Origin of the sequence: Streptosporangium carneum, assembly GCF_027922005.1 — a bacterium.
Taxonomy (GTDB): Bacteria; Actinomycetota; Actinomycetes; order Streptosporangiales; family Streptosporangiaceae; genus Streptosporangium; species Streptosporangium carneum.
In genome coordinates, this window is record NZ_BSEV01000160.1 from 1 (window position 1) to 534 (window position 534).

Here is a 534-nt window from a genome sequence, read left to right on the forward strand (position 1 = left end):
TGTGATCCATCCGAACCCGCTCAAGCAGGGCGTTCGCCGAAGCCGGTAGCGCCACGTCCGGATCGTAGAATGGCAGCGCCCAGTCGACCACATCTGCCCAGCTGCCCATGCTCGACAGAGACAGGAACTGCCAGGAAGAGTGATCGCCGGGGACGTTGTTCTCGCCAACGACCCGCTGCGGACGAGACTGTTGCCAGACATATTCGGACCAGCCATCGCTGCTGCTGACAACGGGCTGGAGCTCGCTGGTGCCGGCGATCGACAATGGGGCGTTTGCGGGGGCGATGACCCGCAGATGATGGCTCTCAACGGGAATCGACCATTGGGTCGACAGCCGGGCGCCCAACCCGCCCGGCCAGACTTCCGAATGGGTCGTATAGGTGATCTGGTATTCGAGGACATCCCCGACACGGATGTCGGTCAGCTCGGTGAAGCTGGTCAGATCGCCGTCGACGATGCCCGAAGACAGATCGGCTTCCCGCCGGACGGTTACAAACCTGTCGGGGATCAGGCGATCGAAAACTTCGCCGTCCC

Annotated in this window: 1 protein-coding gene; it reads right to left on the reverse strand. The window is 62.7% G+C overall.

Features of this window, described 5'->3' with window-relative positions; all coding sequences use genetic code 11:
• Positions 1-534, reverse strand: a 534-nt coding sequence (locus PKF00_RS44325; protein ID WP_271223804.1) for a DUF3857 domain-containing protein, incomplete at both ends; no start/stop codon positions are given.